A 21,303-nucleotide genomic window follows, 5' to 3' on the forward strand; every position below is an offset into this window, starting at 1 on the left:
CCCCCCTGCCAGCTGCTATCCTAACCTCTAACGCAGATAATTCGAGGGAAAATATCGCCACACGCTGCTGCCGCGACCGGCGGCACTCCGAACTGATTGATGCAGAGGGCTATAGTTCATCAGCTACTAACAAAATTTCTTTTAAAAACAAAATAATCTTACAAATCAGTTTCCAAAACGCCAAACTCAATTTCAGCGCGTGCAGCGCCTGAATTTTGTACTGTTTTAATTACCAATTGTAACTAAACCACTGCGCCAATAATTCCATATGGACTTAAAAACAGGCATCACTGAAACGCTGTCTGGTGCGACCGGGCCTCGATGCTATACTCTTTTTCGACCGGGATTCGAATGCGCCCGCCACCACTGGCAGCGCTGTCGTGCTCTGGTCCAACGCGAGGTTTTTACGGGCGAGCGGGGCATCACTGCCAACCCGGCCCACCTGTAAAGGGAATAGAACCAGACGGGAGAATTACAATAATGAAGCGTCATTTTTTCCTCAGTGAAGATTTGGACGACCTGGAATTGGTAGAGCAGGATCTTGAGAAGGCCGGCGTTTCCACACCGCAGATACATGTGCTGAGCGAGGATGACGCCGGCGTCCAGGCTCACCATCTGAATGATGTGGAGGCTGTATTGCGCAAGGATGTCGTCCACGGCACCGAACGCGGCGCGGTAATAGGAGTCGTGGGCGCCGCTATTGTACTCGGTGCGGCCTGGGCTACCGGCATCCCCGAAACCATCACCTGGGTACCCCCGCTTTTTCTGGCGATCGTGATCCTCGGCTTTTGTACTTGGGAGGGCGGCCTGATAGGCATCCAGGAACCCCACAGTGATTTCAAACGCTTCCAGGAAGACCTGCGCGCAGGCAGGCACGTGTTGTTTGTCGACGTACGCAAGGACCAGGAAGAGATACTGCACCGGGTGGCCGGATCGCATTCCAAACTGACACCCGCCGGCGAAGGGCCAGCGGCACCGGGATGGTTTCTGGGAGCGAGACAGCGGTTTGACGATTTCATGAAGACGGCGCCCTAGTGAAACCAGACTCTGGGACGCACTGGCGCCCGGGTTTGATACCAGAATAATCAAAAATGACAGCCTGGCGACACCCCCACCAAGGGGGCGTCCAGTCCCGGCCGAGCATGCTAGGAGGTGACATGAAGCTGGTGGTTGTATTGGTTTTGCTGGTGGTCGGTTCACTGCTGTTCCACTGGTGGAGCCCCTGGTGGTTCACACCGCTGGCTTCCAACTGGGGCACCGTCGACACCACTGTCGACATCACCCTGTACATCACCGGCTTCGTCTTCGTCGCCGTCAATCTGTTCCTCGCCTACGCGGTGTATCGTTACCGCCACAAAAGTTCCCGCCGAGCAAAATACGAGCCGGAAAACAAATCCCTGGAGATCTGGCTGACCGGTCTCACCACGGTGGGCGTTGTGGCGATGCTGGCCCCGGGGCTGGCAGTCTGGGCTGACTTTACCAGGGTGCCGGACGAGGCGGATGTGGTCGAGGTGCTGGGAGAACAGTGGCAGTGGAGTTACCGCTTCCCGGGTGAGGACATGCAACTGGGCGAGGTGGACTCACGCTTCACTTCGCCGGACAACCCCTTCGGTATCAGCCCCAACGACCCTGCCGGCGCCGACGATATCCTGGTGCGCAGCGCCGATCTGCATCTGCCGCTGGATCGTCCGGTCAAGGTGCTGCTGCGCTCCCGGGATGTACTGCACAACTTTGCGGTGCCCCAGTTCCGGGTGAAGATGGACATGGTGCCGGGCTCGGTCAGCTACGTCTGGTTCACACCCACGCGCACCGGCCGCTTCGACGTAATGTGCATGGAGCTGTGCGGGATCGCCCACTACGCCATGCGCGGTGCGGTTATTGTGGACGAGCAGGAACAATTCGACAGCTGGCTGGCACAGCAGTCGACCTGGAGTGAGCTGCAGGGTGTACCGAAAGGGGATCCTGTGGCAGGCGAAGCCCAGTATGCAGTCTGCGCCAGCTGCCACGGCGCGCAGGGTGAGGGCAACAAGGCGATGAACGCGCCCCGGCTGGCGGGCCTGTCGGCCGCCTACATCAAGCGCCAGTTGGAGTACTACCAGCAGGGAATACGCGGTGCCCATGAGGACGACACCTACGGCCAGCAAATGGCACCCATGGCCAACGTACTGACCAGTGAAGCCAGTGTACGCGACGTCTCGGCTTATATTGCCAACCTGCCTGAACAGGAGGTCGAGGCGACGATAAGCGGCAACCCCCGCCGGGGTGCCTCGCATTTTAACAGCTGCGGCGCCTGCCACGGTGCACGCGCCCAGGGCAACGACGCATTGCAGGCCCCGCGCCTGGCCGGGCAGCAGGACTGGTATCTGAAACAGCAGCTGGCCAATTTCCGCCAGGGCATCCGCGGCACTCACGAGCAGGACAGCCTGGGCCACCAGATGGTGATGATGTCGCGCTCACTGCAAAACGAGAAATCCATTGATGACTTGCTCTCATACCTGAACTCCCTGTGAGGACGAGGACCGAGAGGAACAGAGGGGACAGGCATGCAACACGCTGCAATCGCTGACCAGACACCGGAACTGCACGACCCGCATTCGTTCATTACCCGTTATATCTGGAGCCAGGACCACAAGGTGATCGCCATCCAGTACAGCCTCACCGCTGTGTTTGTCGGCCTGGTGGCGCTGGTGCTGTCCGGCCTGATGCGCCTGCAGCTGGGTTTCCCGGACACCTTCGACTTCATCGACCCCAGTTCCTACCTGCAGTTCGTCACCATGCACGGCATGATCATGGTCATCTATCTGCTCACCGCCCTGTTGCTGGGCGGCTTCGGCAACTACCTGATTCCGCTGATGATCGGTGCCCGGGACATGGTCTTCCCCTACCTGAACATGCTCAGCTACTGGACCTATCTGCTGTCGGTTATCGTGCTGCTGGCGAGCTTCTTTGTGCCCGGCGGGCCCACCGGCGCAGGCTGGACGCTGTATCCACCGCAGGCGATCCTGCAGGGCACCCCCGGTTATGACTGGGGCATCATCCTGATGCTGGCCTCGCTGGCGATTTTCATCATCGCCTTCACGATGGGCGGTCTGAACTATGTCACCACAGTGTTGCAGGCACGCACCCACGGCATGACCCTGATGCGCATGCCACTGACCATCTGGGGCATCTTCACCGCCACTGTACTGGGGCTGCTGGCATTTCCCGCGCTGCTGGTCAGCGCCATCATGATGATGCTCGACAAGGTGATCGGCACCAGCTTCTTCATGCCGGCGCTATTGTCCCTGGGCGAAACCCTGGACTACACCGGCGGCAGCCCGATCCTGTTCCAGCACCTGTTCTGGTTTTTTGGCCATCCGGAAGTGTATATCGTGGCGCTGCCGGCCTTCGGCATGGTATCGGATGTGATCGCCACGCATGCCCGCAAGAACATCTTCGGCTACCGGATGATGGTCTGGGCCATTGTCGCCATCGGCGGGCTCAGCTTCGTGGTCTGGGCCCACCACATGTATGTCAGTGGCATGCACCCGGCCTTCGGCTTTTTCTTCGCCACCACGACGCTTATCATCGCGGTGCCGACGGCCATCAAGGTGTATAACTGGGTGCTGACCCTGTGGCGCGGCAATATCCATCTCACGGTGCCGATGCTGTTCGCTATCGGCTTCATCTTCACCTTTACCCACGGCGGCCTTACCGGCCTGTTTCTGGGCAACGTCACCATCGATCTGCCGCTGTCTGACACCTACTTCGTGGTCGCGCACTTCCATATGGTGATGGGCGTATCGCCGATCATGGTGCTGTTCGCGGCGATCTATCACTGGTACCCGCTGATCACCGGCCGCATGTTCCACGTCGGCCTGGGCAAGGCGCATTTCTGGTTTACCTTCCTGGGCACCTACGCCATCTATCTGCCCATGCACTACCTCGGCTTCCTCGGGGTGCCGCGGCGCTACTTCGCGATGGACGGTACCGACTTCATTCCAGCCTCGGCCCAGAGCCTCAACGCCAGCATTACCATTTCCGCGCTGATCGTGGGCCTGAGCCAACTGCTGTTCCTCTACAACGTGTTCTGGAGCCTGCGCAACGGCAAACCCGCCGGACACAATCCCTGGGGCGCCACCAGTCTGGAATGGCAGACTCCCGAGGTACCGCCCCGGCACGGCAACTGGGGACCCGAACTGCCCCGGGTCTACCGCTGGGCCTACGACTACAGCGTACCGGGTACAGAGGCCGATTTCATTCCGCAGAACCATCCGGAGCAAAAGGGAGCCGAAGGATGAATTTCTTCAAGACTTTGGGCGAAAAGCCCTGGCTCGACCCTACCATGGCAAACAGCGATGCCCTGGTAGCGGTGGATCCGTTGCTGGCGTCGCGCACCGCGCTGCGCTTCATCATGGGCATCGTCAGTGTGCTGTTCTTCCTGTTCATCATTACCTATCTGTCGCGCTCCCAGTATCCCGACTTCCAGGCGCTGGCGGGGCAACCCTGGCAACCGTTCACCGACCCCGGCCGCCTGTGGCTGAACACAGGGATCCTCGCGGCCAGCAGCGTGGCCATGCAGTGGGGCCTGTGGTCGGCGCGCCGCGAGCAGATCAACCGGGCCGTCGCCGGCGTCAGCATGGCGGTGTTCTTCGCGGTGCTGTTCCTGGTGGCCCAGCTGGAGCTGTGGCGGCACCTGCAGGGCATGGGCTACTACGTCAACACCAACCCCGCCAACAGCTATTTCTACCTGCTGACCGCGGTCCACGGCCTGCATTTGCTGGGCGGCCTGCTGGTGCTGGCCAACGTGGTGTTCCGGGTCTGGTACGACGGCGCCCTGACCCGGCTCAGCGGGCCGCTGGCGCTGTGTACCCACTACTGGCATTTCCTGCTGGTGGTGTGGCTGCTGCTGTTCGCGCTGCTGACCAGCCGGGTCGAAACCATCAACATGCTCGCCGCCCTGTGCGGATTCTGAGGCGGTGACAATGAATACCAGCGAATCGGACAGCAGCAGCTACAGCGAACCCGGGGTCGGGGGCATGGTCCAGGACTGGGCCGCGGACAAGCAGACCTTCGACATGCCCTGGGGCAAGTTGATGATGTGGATCTTTCTGCTCAGCGATACCTTCATCTTCAGCATGTTCCTGACCGGCTACATGAATGTGCGGATCTCCGCGACCGAGACCTGGCCCAACGCCAGCGAAGTGTTCGCGCTGGAGATTGGCGGCGTCCATATGCCGCTGCTGCTGATTGCGATCATGACCTTTGTACTGATCACCAGCAGCGGCACCATGGCGATGGCGGTCAATTACGCCTACCGGGGCGACCGACGCCGTACCGCTATCCTGATGCTGCTGACGGCGCTGCTGGGTGCCAGTTTTGTCGGCATGCAGGCCTTCGAGTGGACCAAGCTTATAGAGGAGGGTGTCCGGCCCTGGGCCAACCCGATGGGGGCCGCCCAGTTTGGCTCGGCGTTCTTCATGATCACCGGCTTTCACGGCCTGCATGTGTCAGCCGGAGTAATCTACCTTGCGATAGTCGCCCGCAAGGTGAGCCGGGGAGACTATGAGCGCAAGGGCTACGCCATTGTCGAAATCACCGGTTTGTACTGGCACTTTGTCGACCTGGTATGGGTCTTCATCTTTGCCTTTTTCTATCTCTGGTGAAGGAGGCTCCATGAGCACGAGCGCAGACACAGGCACAGGACAGCAACATCCCGTCGGTATCTACCTGAAAATCTGGCTGCTGCTGTTTGTACTCAGCACATTCTCCTACCTGGTGGATTATTTCCAGCTTCAGGGAATGTTGCGCTGGTCACTGATCCTGATCTTCATGTTTCTCAAGGCCGGCTTCATCATGGCTATCTTCATGCACCTGAGCTGGGAACGGCTGTCCCTGAAATATACGCTGTTGCTGCCCACGCTCGCGATTGGTGTGCTGATTGCCCTGATGTATATCGAGGGGGACTATGTTGAGCTGACCCGCTTCCGGTACCTGGATCCATGACCGGCGGCCCCACAATGTCACCGCGCCGCAGAATGCTGTTCGGCTTTCTGCTCGCCAATGGCACGATCATAGTGGTAGCCGCGCTGCTGTGGTACTACCGGCCGCTGCCACCGCCACGTATCCAGGGTGTATTGCTGTCGGAGTCCCGGGCCCTGGACCAGTTCGAACTCACCGACCACAGCGGCACCACTTTTGCCAATGAGGATCTGCGCGGCCAGTGGCACCTGGTCAGCTACGGCTTTACCACCTGCCCGGACGTCTGCCCCAGCGCCCTGAGCGAACTGGCAAGCTTTGTGGACCGGCTGGAACCGGCTTACCGCCAGGATCTGCAGGTGCTGTTCTACAGTGTGGATCACGGCCGCGACACACCCTCCCAGCTGCACAGCTATCTCTCCTATTTCAATCAGGATTTCATCGGGTTGACCGTGACCGAGCCGGAACGGCAAGACCCCGCCGCCTTCGAGCACAGCCTCGGCATACTCGCCCAGCTACAGCCCGCGCCAGGCGCAGAACTGGACGACGGTGATTACCAGGTAAGCCACAGCGTCACCCTGCTGCTGCTCAACCCGCAGGGAGAGCTGCAGGCAGTGCTGGAACCCGATCGCGCCGGTGCCGGTGTGCCCGGCTTTACTGTGGATACCCTACTGCGGGATTACACCGCCGTGCGCGACTATCTGGCACGCCGCCAGCGAGGCAACAACAATGCTGGCCAGGATGCCTGAACTGGCGGCACTGCAGCGACTGCCCGCAGTTGCAAGCACAGCTCCAATCCCGCGCCATCGCTAAGCACGCAGGCCCACGGCCCTGAGCTTGCTCACAACCGCGTACTCCTGCATCATCAGTCATCGGCAACTACAATAACCCGCCCGAACGGGGCAGCACTGTATCGGGGACACGATGGCCGGCTTGCAGGAATTACTCAGCGATATCGAGGAGGCACCCGGAGGTCCACGCATCGGGGCCATTTTCGATTTCGATGGCACCGTAATCTCCGGTTACTCCGCCACGGCCTTTCTCCGGGAGCAATTGCGGCGCGGTGACCTGTCGGCGCGGGATCTGTTGGAGCTGGTGCAGGCGATGACCAGTTTCAGGCGCGGCAGCCTGGCTTTTTCCGCACTGATGACCGTCAGCACCCGGTTTCTGGGCGGCATCGAAGAGTACAGTTACACCGAACTGGGCGAAACCCTGTACCAGAACCAGATCGCGCGTCTGGTCTACCCGGAATCCAGGGCCCTGATCGCTGCTCACCGGGCCCGCGGTCACACCGTTGCCATCATCTCCTCCGCCACGATCTACCAGGTAGCGCCCGCGGCCCGTGACCTGGGTATCGAGCATGTGATGTGCACCTGCCTCGAGGTGGAGGAAGGCCTGTTTACCGGCAGCGTAATCCAGCCTACCTGCTTCGGCCAGGGCAAGGTCGACGCAGCGGAACAACTGGCACGCGATCAGGGTGTGAATCTGGATGCCAGCTTCTTCTACTCGGACAGCGAGGACGACCTGCTGTTGCTGGAACGGGTGGGCAGGCCACGGGCACTGAATCCCAGTCGTCAGCTGCGCGGTACTGCCCGCGATCGCAACTGGCCCGTGGCCAGGTTCTTGAGCCGGGGCAAACCCAGCGTGTCCCAGTACTTGCGGTCCGCCGCCGCCACGGTCAGCCTGGTACCGAGCCTGCTGGCAGGCCTGCCAATCTATGCGCTGACCCGTTCCCGGCGCCAGTCGATCAATTTCTCCCTGTCCCTGTTTGCAGATACCGCCAGTGCGCTGATCGGCCTGGACCTGAACGTGAAGGGGGAGCAACATCTTTGGTCGCAACGGCCCGCGGTGTTTGTTTTCAATCACCAGAGCAAGGCGGATGTAGTGATCATCGCCAGCCTGCTGCGGCGGGACATGGCAGGTGTCGGCAAGCAGGAAATACGGGACATGCCGGTGATCGGCCGCTTGCTGGAGTTTGGCGGGGTCGTGATGATAGACCGCGCCAACGCCGCAAGCGCTATCGAAGCGATGGCGCCACTGGTGCAGGCCATGCGTGAAGAGGGCAAGTCCGTGGCCCTGGCCCCCGAGGGCACCCGCAGCGTGTCACCCCGCCTGGGGGCCTTCAAGAAGGGCGCCTTCCATCTGGCGATGCAGGCCGGTGTGCCGATAGTGCCGATCGTGATACGCAACGCCGGCGATGTGGCCCCCAAGGGTGACTTCGTGTTCCGGCCCGCTACGGTGGACGTGGAGGTGCTGCCTCCGGTGGACACCAGCAGGTGGCGGCCACAGCATATCGACCGGCATGTAAGCGAGGTGCGCCAGCTGTTCCTCGACTGCCTGGGACAGCAGGAAACATCAGAACCCGGTGGCAAGCCTCGCACCGGCGGGACAGTCGGGGCCAGAGCGGGCCGCAAAACGGCCACCAAATCGCGCTCCCGCGGCGGCCGCAAGACTTCAACCACGATCCGCAAGAACGCCGCCAGAAAAACTGCCCCGCCCGTCACCGCCGCAACCGCTGCTGAAGCGGAGCCCGCCGACGCTACAGCAACAACAGCTCGCCGCCGCAGCCGCACGCCGGGAGCTTCCGGGGCGTGACCCTGGAACAGAAACTCGCTGTCAATCCGTGGCCCGCCGGCACCGCGCCGGTCGTCTTCATACTCGATGCCCGCAACCGCTTTGAAAAACAGCTGCTGGAGCGCTGGATCGAGCACCACAGCGGCGCGGCGGCCGCGGCCGCCCTCCGCGAGAGCCAGCAGCTGGTGCTGGATCTGGGCGATGATCGCAAGGGTATCGACAGCACCAATATCCGCAACCAGCTGGCGCTCGCCGAGGCCACCCTGGTAGCACCATTGCGGGTAGCCTGGACCCCACCGGCAGCCGCGATCAAAACCGGCCCGCGGCTGCGCGACCTGGTGTTGGGCGATGCCCGCCGCCCCGGCCCAGGGCGGGCCCGCAGGATTGCGGCCAGGGAGCCGCAGCGGCTGCACCTGATCATCGGCAAACCTGATTCGCTGGGCAACCTGCGCCGCCGCTACCAGTGCAAGTACGGCCAGGACAGTACCCGGGAAGACAGCTCCTTTGCCGTGTTTGTCGCCCGCCAGGCCGCGATCGTGCTGGAGATTGCCGAGCGGCGCCTCCAGGGAGGACGCTACAAGGTCCCCCGCTACGTAGCCGAAAGCCTGTGTTCCAACCGCAGCTATCGGCAGGCGCTGGATGCCCTCGCCGCCGAGCAGGGTACCACCCGCGCGGCGCTGCTGGAGGAAGCCGCGGGGTACATGAAGGAAATGATCTCGGTTCCCAGCACCTTCTGGCTGGATGTCTGGGCCCGCTTCAACAGCTTCTGCCTCGGGTTGGGCTACGAAAAGGACATCGTCTACGACCGCGGGGCCATCGAGCAGATGCGCCAGCTGGTACGCGACAACCCGGCCATGCTGCTGTGGACCCACAAGACCTACCTGGACGGGATGGTGGTGCCCAAAGTCCTCTACGACAACGATTTTCCGATGCCCCACATGTTCGGGGGCGCCAATATCAACTTTGCCGGCATCGGTTTTCTGGTACACCGCGCGGGTGGCATTTTCATCAAACGCAGCTTCAGCGACAACGCGCTGTACAAGCTGACGCTGCGCCACTACATCGGCTACCTGATGGAAAAGCGTTTTCCGATGAACTGGTCTTTCGAGGGCACCCGCTCACGGCTGGGAAAACTGATGCCGCCGCGCTACGGCCTGTTGAAATACGTGCTCGAAGCCTGTCACACCACCGACGCCCGCGACATCCACATCATTCCGATTTCCATCAGTTATGACCTGATCCGCGACGTCGAGGAATACGCCACCGAACAGACCGGCCGCGGCAAGGGTGCCGAGTCCCTGCGCTGGTTTATCGGCTACGTCCGCAGCCTGGCGCGGCCCATGGGCAAGATCTACATGGAGATCGGCAAACCGGTCGTTCTGCCGCAGGCACCGGAGCCGGACGACACGCTGGCGCTGTCCAAGATAGCCTTCGAGGTGGCGGTGGAGGCAAACAGGGTAACGCCGATAACCTTCCCCTCGCTGGTCACCATGAGCCTGCTGGGCGCCGCACCCAAGGCCCTGACCGAGGAAGAAGTCATTGAGGAACTGGGGGCTTTACTGCGCTGGGCGGAACAGCGCCAGCTACGTATCTCCAGGGATTTCGATCGCAGTTACGCAGACAATCTGCAGGGGCTGCTTGGCATCATGATCAACGAGGGCATCGTCACCCGTTATGACGAAGGCCCCGAGGTGGTCTATGGCATCGCGCTGGAGCAGCACCCGGTGGCCAGCTACTACCGCAATACCGTCATCCATTTTTTTGTCAACAAGGCCATAATTGAGCTGGCGCTGGTAAAATCCACCGAAACCGATGATGCCGTTGCACTGGACGTATTCTGGGCCGAAGTGGACGAATTGCGCGATCTGTTCAAATTCGAGTTCTTCTATGCGCCCCGCGCCCAGTTCCATCGCGAGATTCGCGCTGAACTGGCACGCTATCAACCCGATTGGGAGACACTACCTGCGCAGGGCAGCGGCGGCTTTACCCAGTTGCTGCTGGGGATGACACCGCTGGTTGCACATGTCACGCTGCTGACCTACGCCGAAGCGTACTCGGTAGTGTCGGACCTGGTCGCGCGGCTGCCGGCAGAGGCATCCATGGATGAACAGGGCTGCGTCGCTCAGGCGCTGAAACTGGGACGACAGCTGTACCTGCAACGCCGTATCAGCAGTGAATCATCCATTGGCAAGCTGCTGTTTCGCAACGGCTACCAGCTGCTGCAGCACCGTCAGCTGGTAACCGGGGGCGATGCCGATGTTGGCCAGCGCCGCCAGGCCCTCGCGCGCCAGCTGCGCGACCTGAAACGCCGGCTGGAGGTGATACGCGCCATCGGCCTCACCGGGCGAGACCGGTTCAAGGAGCAACAAACATGAGCAACCTCAACGTGGCACTGCTGGGCGGCGGATCCTGGGGCACCACCGTTGCCGCGCTGGTGGCGCGCAACGCACCGGTCACACTGTGGGCCCGCAATCCCGACACAGTCCGGGAAATCAATGACAGCCACAGCAACGAGACCTTCCTGCCGGGTGCCCAGTTGCCCGAGCGGCTGCAGGCCACCGCAGACATCGGCGAAGCGGTAGCAGGGGCCGATGTGATTGTGCTGGGCATTCCCTCACAGAATTTTCGCAGTGTGGTGGAGCAGGTGCGGCAGCATATCCGTCCATGGGTGCCGGTGATCAGCCTGACCAAGGGCCTGGAGCTGGACACCCGGATGCGGATGACCGAAATCATCGCCGAGGTATTGCCCGGCCACCCTGTAGGGGTGCTGACCGGCCCCAACCTGGCCCGGGAAATCATGGCCGGACAGGCAGCCGCCAGCGTGCTGGCAATGGAAGACGCTACCATACTGGGTGAACTGCAGTGCCTGTTTTCCAGCGGCCTGTTCCGGGTCTACAGCAATCCCGACGTCATCGGCTGCGAACTGGGGGGAGTCCTGAAGAATATTATCGCGATCGCCGTGGGCATGGGCGACGGCCTGGGCGCCGGTGACAATACCCGCGCCGCGCTGATCACCCGCGGCCTGGCGGAGATTAGCCGGCTGGGCGTTGCCATGGGAGGACAACCGGAAACCTTCGCCGGCCTGGCCGGCATGGGTGACATGATCGCCACCTGCACCAGTCCCCAGAGCCGCAACCGTCAGGTCGGCATCGAACTCGGCAGGGGCCGGTCAATGGCGGAGCTAAGCGCGGAAATGTACATGGTGGCCGAGGGCGCCAAGAGCGCACCGGCGGTGATGGCGCTGGCGGAACAACACGGGGTGGAAATGCCTATCGCGCTCGATGTATACCGGGTACTCAGCGGCGCCACCTCGGCCCAGCGTATTTTCCGCGGCCTGCTGCGGGTCTCGGCCGGCGCCGAATCTGAGCCGGGATAAGATAACCGTGTCACAGCTTCGTTAACGGGCACTGGCGCCGAAGCGAGAGCTGATGCAGAATACCTAGAATAAACAGCACGTATTTTAGGATTCTTGGACTTCGTAGCGCGGTCAACATCCTGGGAGGGTGCTTTCGAGACACGCCGTGAATCCATCCATGGAGGCTCGGATGCCTAGGCGGCCCCGCGCATCCATGTCGCATACGGTCTCGAAAGCACCCTCCCAAGACGCCGACCTTATACCGAAGCGAGCCAAAGTAAGTGCAATTTTACCGTAAAATAACTTCGCGGTGGCTGCGACTGCCGCGACAACCACCACCGGACCCGCAGGATCGAAACATGACTCGTTTGCACCTGGGCCTGTGCCTGGCACTGTTGCTTCCCGTCTCCGCGCTGGCCGCGGAAGCCGGCAGATTTGCCGACCTCAATGGCAATCCGGGACTGCGCTCAGCCTCCGCGCTGGTGCTGGATGCCAACGGTGAGGTCATCTATGGCAAGGATACCGACACCGTGCGCCCCATCGCCTCCATCACCAAGCTGATGACGGCGATGGTCATCCTCGATGCGGGGCTGGACCTCGATGAGGCGCTGACCATCACCCGGGACGATCGCGACCTGATCCGGCTCACCGGCTCGCGCCTGGATTTTGGCGCTACGTTGAGTCGCCGGGAGATGCTGCTGCTGGCATTGATGTCATCCGAAAACCGAGCCGCGCATGTTCTCGGCCGCACCTATCCAGGCGGCCTGGAAGCCTTTGTTGCCGCGATGAATCTCAAGGCTGAGCAACTGGGCATGCGCAACAGCCAGTTCGCGGATCCGGCTGGTCTGCACGGAGACAATATGTCCACCGCCCGGGATCTTGCATTAATGGTCCAGGCCGCGGGCGGCTATCCGCTGATCACCGAAGCCAGCACCACGCCCGGCATGACCGTGCATCCCTATGCCAACCGCGGCCCGCTGAACTACAACAATACCAACCGCCTGCTGAAGAACCGGAACTGGCAGATCGGCCTGAGCAAGACCGGCTACCTGGATGAAGCTGGTCGCTGCCTGGTGATGCAGGCCATCATCGAAGGCGAACCGGTGTCCATCGTGCTGCTCAATTCCTTTGGCAAGCTCACGCCCTTTGGTGATTCCAACCGTCTGCGCAAGTGGCTGTTGGCAAACAGCTGAGCTGCGCTGCGGCGACAGATCCTGCAGCTTGACCTCCACCGCCGCTACTGGAACACTGGCAGTATCGCAGGTCACAGGAGCAGGCACATGTTGAACAGACGACAGATTCTGCAACTGGCTGCCAGCCTCACGGCAGCTGGTGCCGCCGCGGGCAGCCTGGGAGCCGCCGGCGACACCGCCAGGGCTCCCACCCTTAATCAGCGCGCCATTCCGAGCTCCGGGGAAGAACTGCCCGTGATCGGCATGGGTACCTCGCGCACCTTCGATGTGCCCGCCGACGACGATTCAGTAAAACAGCTGACCGAGGTGCTGCGTGCCTTCTTCGATGCCAGCGGCAGCGTCATCGACTCTTCACCGATGTATGGCGAAGCCGAATCACGGGTGGGGGACATCCTGCAATCGCTGGAGCCACAGAGGCCGGTGTTCGCGGCCACCAAGGTCTGGACCACCGGCAAGCAACAGGGCATCGAACAGATGCAGGAATCCGCCAGACGCATGGCGGTCGACCGTTTCGACCTGATCGCGGTCCACAACCTGCAGGACTGGCGCACCCACCTGGCGACGCTGAAGGACTGGAAGGCCGAGGGCAAGGTCCGCTACTTCGGTATTACCACCTCCCACGGGCGCAATCACAATGAGTTGCTGGAGATCATGCGCAAGGAGCCACTGGATTTTGTCCAGTTCAGCTACAACATCGACAACCGCGGCGCCGAGAAGGAGCTGCTGCCGCTGGCCCGGGAGCGCGGTATCGCCACAATGATCAACCGCCCCTACCAGCGCGGCTCCCTGTTCGGCAAATCCCGTGACAAACCCTTGCCGGACGTGGCGACCGACCTCGGTTGCGGCAGCTGGGGCCAGTTCTACCTGAAATGGATACTCGGACATCCCGCGGTGACCTGCGTGATTCCCGCGACCTCCAAGCCGCATCACATGCGGGACAACATGCAGGCCAACTTCGGTCCCCTGCCCGATCCGGCCCAGCGCGCAGAGATGCTGCGCGTCTTCGCCGCCCTGTAGCCGCGGGTGGCACAGCAACACAGCTCGCTGTTGCAGCGACTGCTGCAGCGCGCCTGCGACATCCAGGCCCGGGAGGTTTCCGCCACCCTGGTTTCCTTCAGTCTGGTACTGGTACTGATGGCCGCCTATTACATCCTGCGGCCGGTACGCGATGCGATGGCCAGCGACTGGAGCGATGCCGAAGTCAGTGTGCTGTGGACCCTCACCTTCCTCTTCAGCACCCTGGCCGTCTCGCTGTATGGCGCGGCGGTGGCCCGCATCCAGTTGCGCTACCTGGTGCCGGCAGTGTACGGCTTCTTCGCCACCACCTTTGTCCTGTTTTTTGTCGGCATCCAGCTGGTGGAGGACCGCAGCCTGCTAGACAAGTCCTTCTATGTCTGGATCAGCGTCTTCAGCCTGTTCCATATCTCGGTATTCTGGAGCTTCATGGCCGATACCTGGACCCGCCCCCAGGCGACGCGGCTGTTCGGCTTTATCGGCGCCGGCGCCAGCATCGGCGCGATGATCGGCCCCGCGTTGACCGCCGTGCTCGCGGCCGGAGTCGGCATCGACACCCTGCTGCTGATCGGCAGCGGCATCCTGCTGCTGACCCTGCCGCTGGTGCGGTGGCTGCAGCGACTGAAACTGGAGGCGCTGGGCAATACCGGGGTCGCTGCCAGCAGCGACGATTTCACCTATATTGGCGGCAACCCACTGGCGGGATTCACCCGCTTTCTGGGCAGCCGCTACCTGCTGGGCATCGCAGTGTTCATCCTGCTCTACACGTCCATCAGCTCCTTCATTTACTTCGAATTGAAAAACCTGCTGGCAGACCACGACATCGAGGCACGCACCCGTATCTGGGCCATGATGGACCTGGTGGTCAATATCCTCACCGTGGCAATAGCCGCCTTCGCCACCGGACGTATCGCCCGTCACCTGGGACTGCCGTTCACGCTGGCCTGCGTTCCCGCGGTGATCGCCGCCGGCCTGCTGCTGCTGGCCGCGGCACCCATTGTCGCCGTTGTCGTCACCATCCAGATCGTGCGCCGGGCCGGCAACTACGCCATTACCCGGCCGGGGCGGGAAATGCTGTTTACCGCAGTGGATCAGGAAAGCCGCTACAAGGCCAAGCCAGTCATCGATATCGTCATCTATCGCGGCGGCGACATGCTCAACGCCTGGGCCTTCACCGGCCTTACCCAAGGCCTGGGCCTGGGCCTGGGCGCGGTGGCACTGGTCGGGGCCGGCATCGCCGCCTGCTGGGGCGCCACCGGCATCTATCTCGGCCGCCGCTTCAACCAGCGCGCCACTGCAGAACAGCAGCCCCGGAACGGCTGAATTGATTGGGGGTCTAATCGGTCGCGGCTTTGCTTTAGAATCCACAGAAGTCGCGAGGAACCCACCCATGAAAAAATACCTGTCACTGATCCTTGTTACCGTCCTGGCCACCGCCTGTGCCACCAGCCCCACCGGCCGCAAGCAGTTCATGCTGATTTCACCGGAATCGGCCATCGTCCAATCCAAAACCGCCTACCTCAATGCAGTTTCGGAATTTGGCAAGGAAGACAAACTGGCAGACGACCAGGCACTGGCAGATCGCGTCGCCACCATTACCGGCCGTCTGGTCTCGGTGGCGGTGGCAGACTTTCCCCAGTCAGCCGACTGGGAATGGAGCGTGGCCATTGTCGACGACGACGAGACTGTCAATGCCTGGTGCATGGCCGGTGGCAGGATGGCGGTGTACACCGGCCTGTTCGAGAAGCTCAAGCTGACGGATGCTGAATTTGCCCAGATCATGGGCCACGAAATCTCTCATGCGCTGGCAAATCACACCGCCGAACGCATGTCGCGGGCCATGGCCACCCAGGTGGGTCTGGTCACCGTGGGCACGATGTCGGACCACCCCAACCTGACGATGGGAGGCGCTGCACTGGCCGCCCAGCTCGCCCTGGAACTGCCCAACAGCCGCACGGCGGAATCCGAGGCGGACCGGATCGGCCTGGAGCTGGCCACCAAGGCGGGCTTTGACCCGGATGCCGCTGTCTCGCTATGGGAGAAAATGGGCTCGGTCGGCGACGGCAAGCGGCCCCCGGAGTTCCTCAGCACCCACCCCGCCCCCGGCAACCGCCAGGCCGCACTGGCGGCGATGACCCAGGAAATGCGCGGGCTTAATCCGCAGGGCAAGAAAGCACCCGTGCACCCGGTAACCATCGTCTCAGCCAACAGCGCCAAATAATGCCGCACACTCCATAAGCGAGCGTTGATCATGCTCCATAGTGGATTTAGCACTCCCAAGGTAGGTTCGGATCTGCGGGGGGCCTTCAGAGACCGTTTGCCGCATGGATGCGGCAACCGAGCCCCCATGGATGGGTTTACGGCGTGTCTCTGAAGGCCCCCCGCAGGTCCGGACCGGCGCCACTGGCACACACCGTGTTTTGTACGAATCATTGGTAGGTTTCTGAACGCAGTTGGGTGCGGTAGTCCCGGCTTGCCTCTGCGGTGCCCTTTCAGAGACACGCCGTGAACCCATCCATGGGGTCTCGTATGCGACATCCATGTCGCATACGGTCTCTGAAAGGGCACCGCAGAGGCGAGCCTACCCTTACGGTTCTTAACTCACTATGGAGCATGATCAACGCTCGCTTATGGAGCGTTATCAGGTCCGCGTTGATAGGTGACTTCCGGTAGTTCCGTGGCCAGCTGCTCGCGCAGATAGCGGTCGGCGGCGCGGCGCCGGGCTGGCGAGGAAGAAAATTCGCGGTCGAAGAAGCTGCGCACCACCACCGTCGCGATCATCTGTTGACGCAGCACATTGATCGCCTCCGGCAGCGGGTCCATCGTGCACAGGTCCATCCGCACATCGTGGTCGATGCCCTGCTCCGCCGTGCCCAGCAGGTCGAACCAGGGTTCCTCCAGCGCCCCGTCGAGATTGCGCTGCACAATGTAGCAGCCCACAGAATCCGGATTATCCAGCCAGCGCAGCAGCGCTGCAGCGCCCGCAAAGCCGGTGTGGGAGGCCCCTTTGATGGTCACGAGCTCCCCGCCCGGCACCTTGCCCGGGATCGGGGCCGCGTTGGCGGCATGGGGCACCAGCGCGTCAATATCACCCGCCAACATCAGGAAGGGTGTGTCTGCGGAACGGAAAAAGTCCGCAGTGAACACCCAGGTAGGGCCGGCAATGGCAACGGCGGCCTCGATGCGCGGGTCACGCTGCTGCGGGTGAAAGGTGGCCAGAGTAGTGGTGAGGCCGCCCAGGGACAGGCCCAGTGCCCCTACCCGGCCGGGATCGGGCATACCCGCCAGGGCATGACCGGGGCGCTCGCCCCAGGCCAGCAGCTGGTCAATCAGAAACGAGACATCGGCCGCCTGGTTGACGACATCCTGCATCCGTGGCCCGCCGGGCGTGGTCATGTGGGTCAGAGGGTAGTCGGCCGCCACCACCAGATAACCGTGGCTGGCCAGGTGCCGGGCCAGGTAGGCGCCCTCTTTGCGCCGCGAGGCGAAGCCGTGGCTATAGATCAGCAGGGGATAGGGGCCGGCTGCGGCAGTGGCAGGATGCCAGACGGTCACCTTCAGCCTGCGCTCCGGCGCAGCGGGATAACTGCCATTGGCCGCGGTACGGCGGCTCTCGTCGATCAGTACATCGTCGTAGCTGCGCACCGCCAGGGGACCCGGTTGCAAACGGTCCGCGCTGACGCTGGTAGCGGGAAACGGCTCGGGCTGCCAGCCAAAATACAGCAGCGCCATCATCAGGCAGAGGACCGCAAGCAGCGCCAACATGCCTTTGTACAACAATTTCATGATTTGTTCACCGAAGGCAAAGATCGCAAGTGGTGGCCGGGGCAGCGCAGTTCAACCCTGCTCCGTGGGCAGTTCGCCAGCTGTGGTTTTGAACTGTTCCAGATCAATACCGTGACGCTTGATGACCTTGTACAGATCAGAGCGATTGCGGCCCGCCAACTGCGCGGCCTCGGCGATATTTCCCGCAGTCAGTTGCAACAGACGAATCATGTAGCCGCGTTCAAACCGCGCCTTGGCCTCGCTCAATTCGGCAATGTCGGCGCCCCGGTCCAGGGGCAGGGCCTCGCGCACCTGGGCCTCGGAGATGACCGGGCCTACCGCCAGCGCCACCAGTTTTTCGATCACGTTCTGGAGCTGGCGGATATTGCCGGGCCAGCTATAGCGCAGCAGCCTGCCCACTGCTGCCGGCGCCAGTCGTACCGGTTTCGAGCCCTGGCGTTCGGCTACATGGCGCAGGAAGGAGTTTGCCAGCAGCGGGATGTCTTCGCTGCGCTCGCGCAGGCTCGGCAGTCGCAACTCGACCACGTTGAGCCGATAGTAGAGGTCTTCGCGGAAGCTGCCATCTGTCAGCGCCGCCTCGAGATCGCGGTGGGTCGCAGACAGGATGCGCACGTCTATGGGCTGGTCGTCGGTGGCGCCGACCGGCCGCACCCGGCGCTCCTGCAGTACACGCAACACCTTGACCTGCAGGCTGGGCGGCATATCGCCAATTTCATCCAGAAACACCGTGCCGCCGGCGCTCGCCACGAACAGGCCGGGATGGTCGCGACTGGCCCCGGTAAAGGCTCCTTTGCGATGACCGAACAACTCTGATTCCAGCAGGTTCTCGGGAATGGCGCTGCAGTTGATCGGCATGAACGGACCTTCGGCGCGCAGGCTGCCCTGATGTATTGCCTGTGCCAGCAATTCCTTGCCGGTACCGCTTTCACCGCTGATCAACACGTTCACGTCGCTCTGTGCCACCAATCGGGCCTGATCCAGCAGCTGGTACATCTTGGCACTGCGGGTGAGGATGTGCTGCGCCCATCCGGAGGGCTGTACGCTGGCAGGTGAACGCAATTCCAGCGCGCGCTCCAGCGTGGTCAGCAGTTCCGCCGGCGCCACGGGCTTGGTGATGAAGGAGAATACGCCACTCTGGGTAGCCTGCACCGCGTCCCGAATGGAACCGTGAGCCGTGAGAATAATCACCGGCAGAGTCGGCCACTCCCGGTGGATGCGTTCAAACAGCGCCAGGCCATCCATGCCCTCCATGCGCAGGTCTGACAGTACCACCTCGGGCTGCCGTCGCTTGATGGCCGCCAGCGCCTGCTCCCCATTGCCGGCACAATTGACTTCATAGCCGGCAGCCTCCAGCCGCATGGACAGCAGTTCCAACTGACCGGGATCATTGTCCACCAGCAGCACCCGGGCCCGGCTCACGGCCTGAGCTCCCGGGCCAGCGGCTCGCTGTCCGGCCGGCCCTCAATCGCGTCCTCGATCTCCGAGATACCGCGAATTGTGTCCTGCATCTGCTGCTCCAGCGCTTCCTGCTGCGCTTCCATCAGTCGCAGGAAGGCACGCTCGTCCTCGGACCAGTCCGGTTTCAGCTTCACTGCCTGCAGGGCCTGCCGCAGTTCTTCGCGATACCGCCAGGGGCACAACTGGCCAGCAGCAGACGCCGGAACTGCTGCTGGTAATCCGTCTCATCCTCCGGCGAGGCCAATTGCTGCCGGCGCTCGGTGGCGGTACCGGCACACAGCGAGGCGCGATACACCAGCAGGCTTTCACCGCCGGGCACCTCTGTATCCGTCCCTGTGGCAGCACCCTTTCCTGTAGTGTCGGGCTCAATAACAGACGTATCCACCGTGGCACAGGCCACCGGCAGCAGCAGGAAAACCAGCAGCAGGCAGCGCGCTTTCATCCCTCCAGCTCCTGCTTCGCCCGCGGACATTCGACCCGGAAGCTGCTTCCCTCCCCCGGTGCGGATTGCACCCTGACCTTTCCACCCATCGCTTTCACACACTCCTCAACGATCGCCAGACCGATGCCACTACCTTCCCCGGACCGCTCGCGATTGATTGCGCCCCGGTAGAAGAGCTTGAAAATATTGGGTAGTTCCCCGGCGGGAATACCCGGCCCCTCGTCGCTGACGGACAGCCACCAGCTGCTGTCCTCCTCCCCCCAATCCACCCGGATTTCGCCTGCCCGGGGCGAGTAATGAAAGGCATTTGACAGCAGATTGGCGACCACCATCTGCAGGGCCAGCGGGTCGGCAGTGACCGTCAGCGAGCGGTCCGGATAGCGCCAGCGGATTTGATGATCGCCACCCATCCCCTCACCCATCCCCTCCAGCTGGGCCTGCTGTCTGGCACACAGCGCCTTCAGATCCACCGGTTCGCGGCAATCGCCATCGCGTTGATTGACCGCGTTGTAACTGAGCAACTGGCGGATAAGCTCGTGCAGGTGGGCAGCATTGCTGCGCAGGATCTCCAGCACCCGCTGCTGTGCCGGGGTCAGATCACCCGGCACGCCATCGGCCAGGAGCGAGCTCGCCTCAGTGATTGCGGCCAACGGACTCTTCAGCTCGTGCGTAATATGCTGCAGCAAGGCCTGGCTGCGGTTCTCGCTGGCGAGCAGTTTGCGCCGCATCCAGTCCAGCCACTCCCCCAGCTCCAGCAGCTCTGCCGGACCATTGATGGCCACCGGCTGCTGCCAACGGCGATAGCCCAGATTCCGTATCGCCTGGGCCAGGCGTCGTACCGGCGCGGAGATCGCCAGGGTCCCTATGGTCACCAGCAACACGGTCCCGGGAATCGCCAGTACGCCAATCACAAACAGATGACCGAGCGTGGCGTTAAAGCGCTGTTCGCCCGTGCTCAGGGACGTTCGCAGACGCTCCCCTATCTGCTGGCTTAGCAGCGCCGACAAATCATAGGCCTGCTGCAGCAGCGGCTGCAGATCCTCCTGCTCGCCGCCGTTCCCGAACTCCGGTCCAAGTCGGACACCCAGCGCTTCCATCACCTCCAGCAGACGCCGCAGCACCTCTGGTTCCGTATCCAGACCCGGCATCGCGATCAACTCGCCATGACTGCGCTCCAGCTCCGCCAGGCGGTCGTCGTAGCGCTGGCGGAAGCGCGGCTCGCGCAGCAGACGATACTGCCGCGCCGCGCGCTCAAGCCCCTTGACCTGCTCCGACACCGAAGCATCCAGGTGATTCAGTGCAGCCATGGACAGCACCAACTGGTGCTGTTCGCGGATTTGCCGACCCAGCGACAACGCCGCGTAGGACAACGCCACCACCAGTGGCAGTACCGCCAGCAGCGTCGCCAGCACGAGTTGCACACTGAGGCTCAAACGGAACCATCGGCCGAGAAGAGTGGTGCTCATAAATTATCGATGTCGCAAATCAGACTACATCATCCACATTTTTGGCTGTGGCACAAA

The 21,303-nt window shown here is 62.3% G+C and carries 19 protein-coding genes; 14 read left to right on the forward strand and 5 right to left on the reverse strand.

Annotation, left to right across the window (positions count from 1 at the left end; genetic code table 11):
- Positions 1–480 precede the first annotated feature (480 nt).
- The 14 genes from G3T16_RS08065 (at position 481) to G3T16_RS08130 (ending at position 16,315) form a co-directional block, all read left to right on the forward strand.
- On the forward strand, positions 481–1,035 hold the full coding sequence (locus G3T16_RS08065) for an NAD/FAD-utilizing enzyme (protein WP_163494600.1): 555 nt from the start codon (positions 481–483) through the stop codon (positions 1,033–1,035).
- Between the two features lie 122 nt (positions 1,036–1,157).
- Positions 1,158–2,510, forward strand: a complete 1,353-nt coding sequence (locus G3T16_RS08070; protein ID WP_163494601.1) for a c-type cytochrome — start codon at positions 1,158–1,160, stop codon at positions 2,508–2,510.
- Positions 2,511–2,543: 33 nt separating this feature from the next.
- Positions 2,544–4,280, forward strand: coding sequence for a cytochrome c oxidase subunit I (locus G3T16_RS08075; RefSeq protein ID WP_163494602.1), 1,737 nt, complete (start codon positions 2,544–2,546; stop codon positions 4,278–4,280).
- On the forward strand, positions 4,277–4,954 hold the full coding sequence (locus G3T16_RS08080; RefSeq protein ID WP_163494603.1) for a cytochrome c oxidase subunit 3: 678 nt from the start codon (positions 4,277–4,279) through the stop codon (positions 4,952–4,954). Before G3T16_RS08075 ends, G3T16_RS08080 begins: the two co-directional genes overlap by 4 nt.
- Before the next feature lie 10 nt (positions 4,955–4,964).
- Positions 4,965–5,645 carry a heme-copper oxidase subunit III family protein gene (locus G3T16_RS08085; RefSeq protein ID WP_163494604.1) on the forward strand — a complete coding sequence of 227 codons (681 nt, stop codon included), beginning with the start codon at positions 4,965–4,967 and terminating at the stop codon, positions 5,643–5,645.
- Positions 5,646–5,655: 10 nt separating this feature from the next.
- Positions 5,656–5,985 (forward strand): cytochrome C oxidase subunit IV family protein, encoded by a 330-nt coding sequence (locus G3T16_RS08090; RefSeq protein ID WP_163494605.1) that lies wholly within the window; start codon positions 5,656–5,658, stop codon positions 5,983–5,985.
- Between the two features lie 14 nt (positions 5,986–5,999).
- Positions 6,000–6,707 carry an SCO family protein gene (locus tag G3T16_RS08095; protein WP_163494606.1) on the forward strand — a complete coding sequence of 236 codons (708 nt, stop codon included), beginning with the start codon at positions 6,000–6,002 and terminating at the stop codon, positions 6,705–6,707.
- A gap of 175 nt (positions 6,708–6,882) precedes the next feature.
- Positions 6,883–8,553, forward strand: coding sequence for an HAD-IB family hydrolase (locus G3T16_RS08100; RefSeq protein WP_163494607.1), 1,671 nt, complete (start codon positions 6,883–6,885; stop codon positions 8,551–8,553).
- The gene (locus tag G3T16_RS08105; RefSeq protein ID WP_163494608.1) at positions 8,550–10,907 is read left to right on the forward strand and encodes a glycerol-3-phosphate 1-O-acyltransferase; all 2,358 of its coding nucleotides are present in this window, start codon (positions 8,550–8,552) and stop codon (positions 10,905–10,907) included. The genes G3T16_RS08100 and G3T16_RS08105 overlap by 4 nt, the downstream gene beginning before the upstream one ends.
- Positions 10,904–11,908, forward strand: coding sequence for an NAD(P)H-dependent glycerol-3-phosphate dehydrogenase (locus G3T16_RS08110; protein WP_163494609.1), 1,005 nt, complete (start codon positions 10,904–10,906; stop codon positions 11,906–11,908). Before G3T16_RS08105 ends, G3T16_RS08110 begins: the two co-directional genes overlap by 4 nt.
- 338 nt (positions 11,909–12,246) lie before the next feature.
- On the forward strand, positions 12,247–13,080 hold the full coding sequence (gene pbpG / locus G3T16_RS08115; protein ID WP_163494610.1) for a D-alanyl-D-alanine endopeptidase: 834 nt from the start codon (positions 12,247–12,249) through the stop codon (positions 13,078–13,080).
- Between the two features lie 87 nt (positions 13,081–13,167).
- Positions 13,168–14,097: an aldo/keto reductase gene (locus tag G3T16_RS08120; RefSeq protein WP_163494611.1), complete on the forward strand. Its 930-nt coding sequence runs from the start codon at positions 13,168–13,170 to the stop codon at positions 14,095–14,097.
- A gap of 6 nt (positions 14,098–14,103) precedes the next feature.
- Positions 14,104–15,417, forward strand: a complete 1,314-nt coding sequence (locus tag G3T16_RS08125; protein ID WP_232059311.1) for an NTP/NDP exchange transporter — start codon at positions 14,104–14,106, stop codon at positions 15,415–15,417.
- A gap of 67 nt (positions 15,418–15,484) precedes the next feature.
- A complete protein-coding gene (locus G3T16_RS08130) occupies positions 15,485–16,315 on the forward strand; it encodes a M48 family metallopeptidase (RefSeq protein ID WP_163494612.1) in 831 nt (276 codons plus the stop codon).
- Positions 16,316–16,722: 407 nt separating this feature from the next.
- Here G3T16_RS08130 and G3T16_RS08135 read toward each other — a convergent pair whose 3' ends face one another.
- The 5 genes from G3T16_RS08135 to G3T16_RS08155 are packed head-to-tail and all read right to left on the reverse strand — an operon-like array spanning position 16,723 to position 21,246.
- Positions 16,723–17,880: an alpha/beta hydrolase family protein gene (locus G3T16_RS08135; RefSeq protein ID WP_163494613.1), complete on the reverse strand. Its 1,158-nt coding sequence runs from the start codon at positions 17,878–17,880 to the stop codon at positions 16,723–16,725.
- Between the two features lie 51 nt (positions 17,881–17,931).
- Entirely contained in the window at positions 17,932–19,299 is a 1,368-nt protein-coding gene (locus G3T16_RS08140) for a sigma 54-interacting transcriptional regulator (RefSeq protein ID WP_232059312.1), read from the reverse strand.
- Complete coding sequence (locus tag G3T16_RS08145; RefSeq protein ID WP_163494614.1) at positions 19,296–19,472, reverse strand: hypothetical protein; 177 nt, start codon at positions 19,470–19,472, stop codon at positions 19,296–19,298. Before G3T16_RS08145 ends, G3T16_RS08140 begins: the two co-directional genes overlap by 4 nt.
- Positions 19,469–19,780: a hypothetical protein gene (locus tag G3T16_RS08150; RefSeq protein ID WP_163494615.1), complete on the reverse strand. Its 312-nt coding sequence runs from the start codon at positions 19,778–19,780 to the stop codon at positions 19,469–19,471. The genes G3T16_RS08145 and G3T16_RS08150 overlap by 4 nt, the downstream gene beginning before the upstream one ends.
- Positions 19,777–21,246, reverse strand: coding sequence for a sensor histidine kinase (locus tag G3T16_RS08155; protein ID WP_163494616.1), 1,470 nt, complete (start codon positions 21,244–21,246; stop codon positions 19,777–19,779). The genes G3T16_RS08150 and G3T16_RS08155 overlap by 4 nt, the downstream gene beginning before the upstream one ends.
- Positions 21,247–21,303: the final 57 nt, after the last annotated feature.

Source organism: Kineobactrum salinum, assembly GCF_010669285.1.
Lineage (GTDB): Bacteria > Pseudomonadota > Gammaproteobacteria > Pseudomonadales > Halieaceae > Kineobactrum > Kineobactrum salinum.

What these genes read in the sequence shown, in the direction of transcription:
- G3T16_RS08110 (WP_163494609.1), top strand. Translation starts at nt 10,904, where the DNA reads ATGAGCAACCTCAACGTGGCACTGCTGGGCGGCGGATCCTGGGGCACC.
- G3T16_RS08080 (WP_163494603.1), top strand. Translation starts at nt 4,277, where the DNA reads ATGAATTTCTTCAAGACTTTGGGCGAAAAGCCCTGGCTCGACCCTACC.
- G3T16_RS08120 (WP_163494611.1), top strand. Translation starts at nt 13,168, where the DNA reads ATGTTGAACAGACGACAGATTCTGCAACTGGCTGCCAGCCTCACGGCA.
- pbpG (WP_163494610.1), top strand. Translation starts at nt 12,247, where the DNA reads ATGACTCGTTTGCACCTGGGCCTGTGCCTGGCACTGTTGCTTCCCGTC.
- G3T16_RS08075 (WP_163494602.1), top strand. Translation starts at nt 2,544, where the DNA reads ATGCAACACGCTGCAATCGCTGACCAGACACCGGAACTGCACGACCCG.
- G3T16_RS08090 (WP_163494605.1), top strand. Translation starts at nt 5,656, where the DNA reads ATGAGCACGAGCGCAGACACAGGCACAGGACAGCAACATCCCGTCGGT.
- G3T16_RS08070 (WP_163494601.1), top strand. Translation starts at nt 1,158, where the DNA reads ATGAAGCTGGTGGTTGTATTGGTTTTGCTGGTGGTCGGTTCACTGCTG.
- G3T16_RS08100 (WP_163494607.1), top strand. Translation starts at nt 6,883, where the DNA reads ATGGCCGGCTTGCAGGAATTACTCAGCGATATCGAGGAGGCACCCGGA.
- G3T16_RS08135 (WP_163494613.1), bottom strand. Translation starts at nt 17,880, where the DNA reads ATGAAATTGTTGTACAAAGGCATGTTGGCGCTGCTTGCGGTCCTCTGC.
- G3T16_RS08130 (WP_163494612.1), top strand. Translation starts at nt 15,485, where the DNA reads ATGAAAAAATACCTGTCACTGATCCTTGTTACCGTCCTGGCCACCGCC.
- G3T16_RS08095 (WP_163494606.1), top strand. Translation starts at nt 6,000, where the DNA reads ATGTCACCGCGCCGCAGAATGCTGTTCGGCTTTCTGCTCGCCAATGGC.
- G3T16_RS08155 (WP_163494616.1), bottom strand. Translation starts at nt 21,246, where the DNA reads ATGAGCACCACTCTTCTCGGCCGATGGTTCCGTTTGAGCCTCAGTGTG.
- G3T16_RS08150 (WP_163494615.1), bottom strand. Translation starts at nt 19,780, where the DNA reads ATGAAAGCGCGCTGCCTGCTGCTGGTTTTCCTGCTGCTGCCGGTGGCC.
- G3T16_RS08085 (WP_163494604.1), top strand. Translation starts at nt 4,965, where the DNA reads ATGAATACCAGCGAATCGGACAGCAGCAGCTACAGCGAACCCGGGGTC.
- G3T16_RS08065 (WP_163494600.1), top strand. Translation starts at nt 481, where the DNA reads ATGAAGCGTCATTTTTTCCTCAGTGAAGATTTGGACGACCTGGAATTG.